We start from the raw sequence: 7929 nt of genomic DNA on the forward strand, positions 1-7929 counted from the left end.
GGGCAAAGAAGCCCGCCAGCCCCAGCCACGGCGCCTGTAAATTGTTTTTGCCCTGGAGCAGTAGCTCGCCAAGCGAGGGTGATCCCACCGGCAAACCAAAACCCAGGAAGTCCAGCGAAGTTAGCGTGGTGATTGAGCCGCACAGGATAAACGGCAAAAACGTCAGCGTGGCGACCATGGCGTTCGGCAGCATGTGGCGCAGCATAATACGGCTGTCGCTAACGCCGAGCGCGCGCGCCGCACGGATGTAATCGTAGTTACGTGCGCGCAGGAATTCGGCGCGCACCACGCTCACCAGGCTCATCCAGCCAAACACCACGGTAACCAGCAGCAGCCACCAGAAGCCGGGCTGAATCACGCTGGAGAGCAGAATCAGCAGGAACAGCGAAGGCATGCCGGACCACACTTCAATCAGCCGCTGGCCGACCAAGTCGATGCGGCCACCAAAGTAGCCTTGCACCGCGCCGACCACGATGCCAATCACGCTGGAGAACAGCGTCAGCATGATGCCGAACAGTAATGAAATGCGCGTGCCATACAGCAGGCGAGCCAGCACATCGCCGCCGTTAGCATCGGTGCCGAGCCAGTTTTGCGCCGAAGGTGGAGAAGGGAAGGGCACATCGGTGGCGAAGTTGATGGTGCTGTCGCTAAAGCGAATCGGTGCCCAAATCGCCCAACCTTGCTGATCGATGCGCTGCTTCAGCCACGGATCCTGATAATCAGCGGGCGTGGAAAAATCGCCACCGTAATCACTTTCGCTGTAGTTGAACAGCAGCGGCATGTACCAGCGCTGCTGATAATGCACCAGCAGCGGTTTGTCGTTGGCCAGCAACTCAGCGCCCAACGACAGGACAAAAATGATCAGGAAAATCCACAGCGACCAGTATCCGCGACGGTTATGGCGAAAACGCTGCCAGCGCTGCTGGTTAACAGGAGATAAGCGCATCAGCGTCCCTCAAAATCAATGCGCGGATCGACCAGCGTGTAGGTCAGATCGCTGAGAATGTTCATCAGCAGGCCAATTAACGTGAAGATGTAAAGCGTGCCAAACATCACCGGATAGTCGCGCTGGATGGTGGCGTCGTAGCCGAGCAGGCCCAAACCATTGAGCGAGAACATCACCTCAATTAACACCGAGCTGGTGAAAAACATGCTGATAAAGGTGGCAGGAAAACCGGCGATCACCAGCAGCATGGCATTGCGGAACACGTGGCCGTAGAGCACGCGCTTCTCATCCAGCCCTTTGGCGCGCGCGGTGACCACGTATTGTTTGCGGATCTCATCGAGGAAGGAGTTTTTGGTCAGCATGGTCAGTGTGGCAAAACCGCCAATCACCGTGGCCAGCACCGGCAACGTGATATGCCACAGGTAATCGGTGATTTTGCTGTACCACGGCAGCGCATCAAACTGCGGTGACGTCAGGCCGCGCAGCGGGAACCAGTCAAAGTAGCTGCCGCCGGCAAACAGCACAATCAGCATGATGCCGAACAGGAATGCCGGAATCGAATAGCCAATGATGATAAAGGTGCTGCTCCAGATATCGAAAGCGCTGCCGTTACGCACCGCTTTTTTGATGCCTAACGGAATCGACACCAGATAAATGATTAAGGTGCTCCACAATCCCAAACTGACGGAGACCGGCAAACTCTCTTTGATTAGCTGCAGCACCGATGCGCTGCGGAACAGGCTGTCGCCGAAATCAAAACGGATGTAGTTCCACAGCATTTCGCCATAACGCTGTAGCAGCGGTTTATCGAAGCCGTAGCGATGCTTAATCTCCGCGATCACTTCCGGATCCAGGCCGCGTGCGCCGCGATATTGGCTGTCGCCGGGATTGTCGCGCACCAGCGATCCGCGCGCGCCGCTGTCGCCACCGCCTGATCCGGGAATGCCGGTGCTGTGACCAAACTGCACGTTGGCTAGCGCCTGATCCACCGGACCGCCGGGTGCGATCTGCACAATAAAGAAGTTCAGGGTGATGATCGCCCACAGCGTGGGGATGATCAGCAGTAACCTGCGTAGAAAATAGGCTGCCAAACCGTACTCCTCAGCGTCGATCGGCCGGCAATCGCCCGGCTTTGTTCACATCGTACCACCAGTTTTCCAGACCGGTAGCAAACGCGGGTTTAATCTCTGGATGGGAAAACTTGTCCCAATACGCCATACGATCTTCCGCGCTGTACCACATCGGAATCATGTAGGCATTCCACAGCAGGATGCGATCCAGCGCCTGACCAAGCGGCAACAGCGCCTTCTCATCGCCCTGATGCTCAACGATCTGCTGGACAAAATGGTCGACGATGGGATCTTTCACACGCGGCGTATTCCAAGAGGAGTTGATGAACTCAGACTGCCAGATGGTGCGCAAGCTGGTGGAGGGCCATGGCATCGCGTAATAGAGTGACGGAATCATGTCGTAGTCACCTTCGCGTAAACGCCGTAAATATTGCGAGCTGTCAATCTGACGCAATGTGACCTGAATGCCAAGCCGTTGCAGGCTGTGCTGGAACGGCAGCGCCCAGTCGTTTTGCGTGCCGCTGCGCATCAGTAATTCGAAACGGAACGGCTGGCCGGTTTTCACGTTCACCAGCTGCTGGTTTTTAATCTCCCAGCCCGCTTCTTTCAGCAGCTTCATGGCTTGCAACAGGTTGCCGCGATCGAAACCGCTGCCGTCGGAACGGGGCGGGGCATACTCATTGTTGAACACTTCCGCTGGCAGCTGCGCCTTATACGGCGCCAGCAGGATCAGCTGCTCGGCTTTGGGATAGCCAAGCGCTGCATATTCGGTGTTCTGGAAATAGCTGTTGGTACGTTTATAAGCGCCGTAGAACAACGCTTTATTCATCCACTCAAAATCGAACGCCAGCGTAATGGCTTCGCGTACGCGACGATCGGCAAACAGCGGCTTTTCGTTGTTAAAAGCCAGCCAGCGCGTGTCGGTGGAAACCGTGTTGGGAATGGTTGATTTGACGATGGCGTGACTATCAAAGTTGCGCCCGCGATATTGCGTGGCCCATTTCTTGGCTGAACTCTCTTCACGCAAATCGTAAGCGCCGGCTTTGAAGGCCTCGAACGCCACGTTGTCATCGAGATAGTAGTCATAGCGCAGGGTGTCGAAGTTAAAGCGTCCGCGATTGACCGGCAGATTGGCTGCCCAGTAATCTTTCACCCGGCTGTACTGAATAAACTGACCCGATTTATACGAGGTGACGCGATAAGGCCCGCTGGCCAACGGCGGATAACCAATCGGCTCATTAAACTTTTTGTTTTGCCAAAACTTTTCCGGAATAACCGGCAGTGTCAGCCAGCTGAGAACCCGATCTTTGTCAGGCTTCGGCATGTCGATGCGCACGGTGAGGCGGTTAAGTGCTTTAACTTGCACGTCGCGAAACGCCACGCGGAATTGCGGCACACCTTCCGTCATGAATTTCTGAAAGGTAAAAGCCACATCCTGCGCGGTAATCGGTGTTCCGTCCTGAAACTGTGCATGAGGATTGATCGACACTTCCATCCAGCGATAGTCGTCAGGATAGCGCGCCGATTCAGCGATCAGCGGATAGTAGCTGCCAGGTTCATCATCGGAAGTGGTAAACAGGCCGTCATACAGCGTATCGGTGCCAATGCCGGGATTGCCGCGCGAGGCGAAGCGATTGAAGTTGTCATAGGTGCCGACCACCGCCAGTGTGATTTTGCCGCCCTTAGGCGCAGCGGGATTGGCGTAATCGTAGTGCGTGAAATTGACCGCATATTTATGCTCGCCCAGTTTAGCAAAGGCATAGCTTTCGTTGATGGTTGCGGCATGCAGCGGCGCAATGGCGCTACAAAACAATAACGCTGTGACAAGACGCAGCAGCATAAGTGGGGCGATCTCCTGTGGTGTTCCGCACTTTATGGTAGCAGTTTCATGGGGTTCGCGTGATGCTAACTCAGCACGCGCTGGCGTTGGAAATAACTGGCGAGTTTTTCAGGTCGTAGCGGGCGGCTAAACAGATAGCCCTGTAAATGCGTCACGCCGCGATTCACCAGCCATGCCGCCTGGTCGCCGGTTTCAACGCCTTCCGCCACGGTTTTCAGGTTGAGTTTTTTCGCCAGCAGCAGCACCGCATCAAGAACCGGCGAGGTGACGGTTTCCGTGCCAATGCTTTGCACAAACCCACGATCGATCTTCAGATAATCGAACGGATATTTTTCCAGGTAGATCAGCGCACTGTGTCCGGTGCCAAAATCATCAATCGCAATTTTGAAATTGTTTTCGTGCAGCCAGGCGAAGATTTCACCGGCATTTTTCTCACCCACCATGGTGCGCTCGGTAATCTCAAACACATAGTTGAAATGGTCCGCCGGCATGGCGTTAATCCATACCTGCACATCATGACGGAAACTCTCAGAGGCGAGATGCAGCGGCGAGAGATTGAGGCTCAGACGTGTGCCACGCGGCAGTTGTTTACAGAGAAACTGTGCATCGCGCGCCACCAAGGTAAACAGATGCTGGGTGAGCGGAATAATCAGGTTTTGCGCTTCGGCGTAGCTAATAAAGGCATCCGGTGGAATCATGCCTTCAGTGGGATGCGTCCAGCGCAGCAGCGCTTCCACGCCGTAAGGTTGTCCATCATGCGCGGTGACCAGCGGCTGGTATTCAACGTGAAACTGACCACGTTTGATTCCCTGCATGATCTCTTTGCCCGGACGCTGATGGCGGGTCAGCAATAGCCAACTTAAAGCGGAAACCAGCAGTGAGAATAAGATGCCGGTCAGCAGCGTCAGTGAGTAATCGCGTGGCGCTAAGGTGCTACCAAACAGTACAAAGTGCAGGTCGCTATTGTTAAAGGCTATTTCATGCAGCGATGCAGGTAAATCACTGGCGTGCACCACTTTGTTGCTGCCGCTAAGTAGCGCTTTATTGCCGATCACCAACGCCATGCCGGTGATTTCGGGATGATAGGAAGCCAGCAGCTGGTAAGGCGTCAGGCTAATGTTCATGGTGGCGAGAATGCCGGTCTCTGCCGAACCTGGATTTTTCAGCCAGAGCGCCAGCGCCGGTTTCGTTGGCAGCAATGGCGTGCCTTCCAGTAAGCGCATATCGCGATCGCTTTCTAGTTCAGATTCAGGCGATATCGCGTTGGCAGCCAGCAAAAAACTGCCTGTAGCAGAAGAGCAGTAAGCATTACTGTCGCGAACCAGCAGAATGGCGCGGATATTTCCCGCAAACGCAGCGCGAGAAGTCAGCTCACGGCCGACGCTGCTGCAGGTTAATTGTGTGTATTGCTGCAGTGGATAAAGCGTATCCACCAGGGTTGTAATGACCTGTTGTAAATCGTCACGGCTGTGAGCCAGTAGCTGTTGATGTTGTTGTACGCGTTTTTGCCAGGTCAGTGTTAACAGGACGGTGACAAAAAGCAGAAAAAACAACGTGCCGATGATTACGCTACTCCAGGCGATGCGTCTTGAGTAGCTGGCGTGGCGTTTTAATGTCCCCGAAAGTGGCATGGAGTGTATTCCCCTTGTCTTGCCATTTTTTATTATGTTTATCACTTTGGTCATTACCCAGAGTCCTGCCGACATCGCAGTAATCACGGCGTCTGAAGGGCGATGTTTGGGTATCAGGAAGTCAACGAGAATATAACGAGAGCGCGAAGAATGTCTCGTTATATTTTTGATTCTCAATTACTTTTTATCGATTGGATTTGAGTTAAAAACAGTGGGCGAAAAAAAACGCTGCCGGGGCAGCGTTTTCTGATTCTCTGGCTGAGAGGATCTTCAAAAGAATACGTTAGCTCGGGTTTTTAGCGAGACCCCGACGCGCTTCACGGTAACGATTTTTCCAATAACTGTCGTTCAGATTGGAAATCATCACGCCACTGCTGGTGGATGCGTGAACAAAGTTATCGTTGCCGAGATAGATGCCGACGTGGCGCCCGGTAGAACCGGCGCGGAACAGCACTAAGTCACCTGCGCGCAATTTATTGCGTGAAATCTCTTTGCCGGTGTCTTGCTGTTCTGACGTTGAGCGTGGCAAATCTAAACCAAACTGCTCGCGAAAGGTGCGCTGAACAAAAGCAGAACAATCAATGCCGCGTTTGGTGTCGCCGCCTAAGCGATAACGTACACCTTTCCAGTCACTGTACTGTTCCATGATGCGGGACTTAACGTCCACGTTCTGCACCATCTGTTCAAATTCGTCCTGAGACGCTTGAAGTAAAAAACCATTCTGGTTGTTAACTTCATGATTCTCGTTATTCGCGTTCTGACCGTTATGGGTGCTGCTACATGCTGATAAAAGTGTTGCCAGAGCAACTGCGGGAATGATCCGCCTGAGGTATCTCAGTATTGGTTGAGACTTGACCATTGTACGTGAATTCCTTCGGTTTCCTTACGACAGAATGTCGTCAGCCAGATGACAAAACGGGTTGAGATTAATAAGTACGGCCGTCTAAGACAAATCCTTAATTACTAAAATGTGTTAATGCACACATTTTTGTAGCTTTAAGCACCGCATTTTATGCTGTTGCTTACTAATCGGATTTGAGGTTAACCGATTACAGACCGCGTGGCGAGTGCTTTTATATAAATATTCAAAGGTTTTTTCGATGTGAAATCAATCTGTAACACAATGGCTAGTTTATCAACAATTGGCAGCGATTTAATAGCCAAACAGCGGTGCAATAAGGGGGTAATTCTGGCGCTAAGGCCGATTTTAAGAGGGTTCGGGCTGGACAGACTAAGATAAAGGCTATTGTTCCGCATTTTTCATCATAATCTTTTCTTTTACTTGAATAATGTTAGTTTGCTAATAGTTTATTCAGGTTTTAAATAAGCGCGAGCGATCGACTTTTTGTTCTATGATCACTCGCGCTTAACAATTACCTGCGCGGCTTATATTTGCCCGGCAACGAACGGTTTAGCCAGTTAACCAGCTTGTCGCTGAATGGCGTTAACAGGCACCAGCTCATACCAACCAGCACCACCGACAATGAACCGACAGCAATATCGGTAAACCAGTGCGCACCCGCCATCACGCGTGGCAGAGCAAACACCACGCTAATCGCCAGGCCCACCAGAAACGCGCGGAAGCCGAAATAGCGCCACATAAAGCAGGTGAAGATCATCAGCATCATGCCGTGGTCGCCTGGGAAGCTATCTTTCGAGGCATCTTTGGCCGGGATGCCGGTCAGTTCACTTACGCGATGTACATTGTCAAAGAACAGCGTTGGGCTGGAGTGTTGCACCGGCAGCAGATGGCCGAGCTGGTTCAGGATCACGGCGCTTAGCAACATGGTGATGCCAATCGCGAGCATGCGACGGCGGCCTTGCGGTGTTTCGCGACGCCAGAAGCACAGATACAGCGCACCCATCGCCAACAGTGAAACCAGATCGAAGCCGCGGAAGTTAGTGATGGCCACTAACAGTGCGAAGCCGTGATGGTCAACCATCTGGTCATTGAAGCCATAAAAGATGGCTTTATCGATACCAAACCAGAACCCGTGATCGGGCGGCAGGTACCATGAAACAAACAGCATTATCCCTAGCGCATTCAGCAGCAGGATGGTGATTAATCGTGACGCGCGCATAAAAAAATAAATCCAAAGTGAAAACAACGGGGCAACCTAACGCACCTAATTTAAACGAATCTTCAACAAGGCGGTCTGCAAAAGGTTCCAGTCTACGGGCTGATGATGGATTAATTCGATGCGGCTATCCGGTGGCGTAGTAGGGCGCGTTTCAATAAACAAGTCTTCGCCCTGGCGATTGATGTTGACTAAACCGTCCGCTGTGCGCAGTACGCCTTTAACGCGATCCACCGGCGCAAGCCGCGCCCACTCTAGCGCGGCAATGGTATCAAACACGGTTTCCTCATCAAAAATCCAGCCACAGGAAGCATAACCCTGGCCTTCATTGAGCGCCCGACGCCAGCGCGCCTGACCATCCAGT

The 7929-nt window shown here is 52.8% G+C and carries 6 protein-coding genes and 1 pseudogene; all 7 read right to left on the bottom strand.

Going from position 1 to position 7929, the window contains the following annotated elements; translation table 11 throughout:
- Positions 1 to 946, bottom strand: a 946-nt coding sequence (locus tag RTY00_RS10550; protein WP_312664394.1) for a microcin C ABC transporter permease, incomplete at its 3' end; no start/stop codon positions are given.
- Positions 946 to 2037 (bottom strand): microcin C ABC transporter permease YejB, encoded by a 1092-nt coding sequence (locus tag RTY00_RS10555; RefSeq protein ID WP_154190272.1) that lies wholly within the window; start codon positions 2035 to 2037, stop codon positions 946 to 948. The genes RTY00_RS10550 and RTY00_RS10555, both read right to left, overlap by 1 nt.
- A 10-nt stretch (positions 2038 to 2047) precedes the next feature.
- The gene (locus RTY00_RS10560; RefSeq protein ID WP_312664395.1) at positions 2048 to 3856 is read right to left on the bottom strand and encodes an extracellular solute-binding protein; all 1809 of its coding nucleotides are present in this window, start codon (positions 3854 to 3856) and stop codon (positions 2048 to 2050) included.
- 65 nt (positions 3857 to 3921) lie between these two features.
- A complete protein-coding gene (locus RTY00_RS10565) occupies positions 3922 to 5487 on the bottom strand; it encodes a cyclic di-GMP phosphodiesterase (protein WP_312664396.1) in 1566 nt (521 codons plus the stop codon).
- A 283-nt stretch (positions 5488 to 5770) separates the two neighbouring features.
- On the bottom strand, positions 5771 to 6346 hold the full coding sequence (mepS, locus tag RTY00_RS10570) for a bifunctional murein DD-endopeptidase/murein LD-carboxypeptidase (protein ID WP_312664397.1): 576 nt from the start codon (positions 6344 to 6346) through the stop codon (positions 5771 to 5773).
- Between the two features lie 514 nt (positions 6347 to 6860).
- Positions 6861 to 7568 (bottom strand): phosphatase PAP2 family protein, encoded by a 708-nt coding sequence (locus RTY00_RS10575; RefSeq protein ID WP_312664398.1) that lies wholly within the window; start codon positions 7566 to 7568, stop codon positions 6861 to 6863.
- Between the two features lie 45 nt (positions 7569 to 7613).
- A pseudogene (locus tag RTY00_RS10580) lies at positions 7614 to 7929 on the bottom strand (hypothetical protein); the annotation flags it as partial.

Origin of the sequence: Pantoea sp. CTOTU49201, assembly GCF_032054795.1 — a bacterium.
Classification (GTDB): domain Bacteria; phylum Pseudomonadota; class Gammaproteobacteria; order Enterobacterales; family Enterobacteriaceae; genus Pantoea; species Pantoea symbiotica.

Excerpts from the sequence above, each read along its gene's own strand:
- RTY00_RS10560 (WP_312664395.1), bottom strand. The coding sequence starts at position 3,856 with ATGCTGCTGCGTCTTGTCACAGCGTTATTGTTTTGTAGCGCCATTGCG.
- RTY00_RS10565 (WP_312664396.1), bottom strand. The coding sequence starts at position 5,487 with ATGCCACTTTCGGGGACATTAAAACGCCACGCCAGCTACTCAAGACGC.
- mepS (WP_312664397.1), bottom strand. The coding sequence starts at position 6,346 with ATGGTCAAGTCTCAACCAATACTGAGATACCTCAGGCGGATCATTCCC.
- RTY00_RS10575 (WP_312664398.1), bottom strand. The coding sequence starts at position 7,568 with ATGCGCGCGTCACGATTAATCACCATCCTGCTGCTGAATGCGCTAGGG.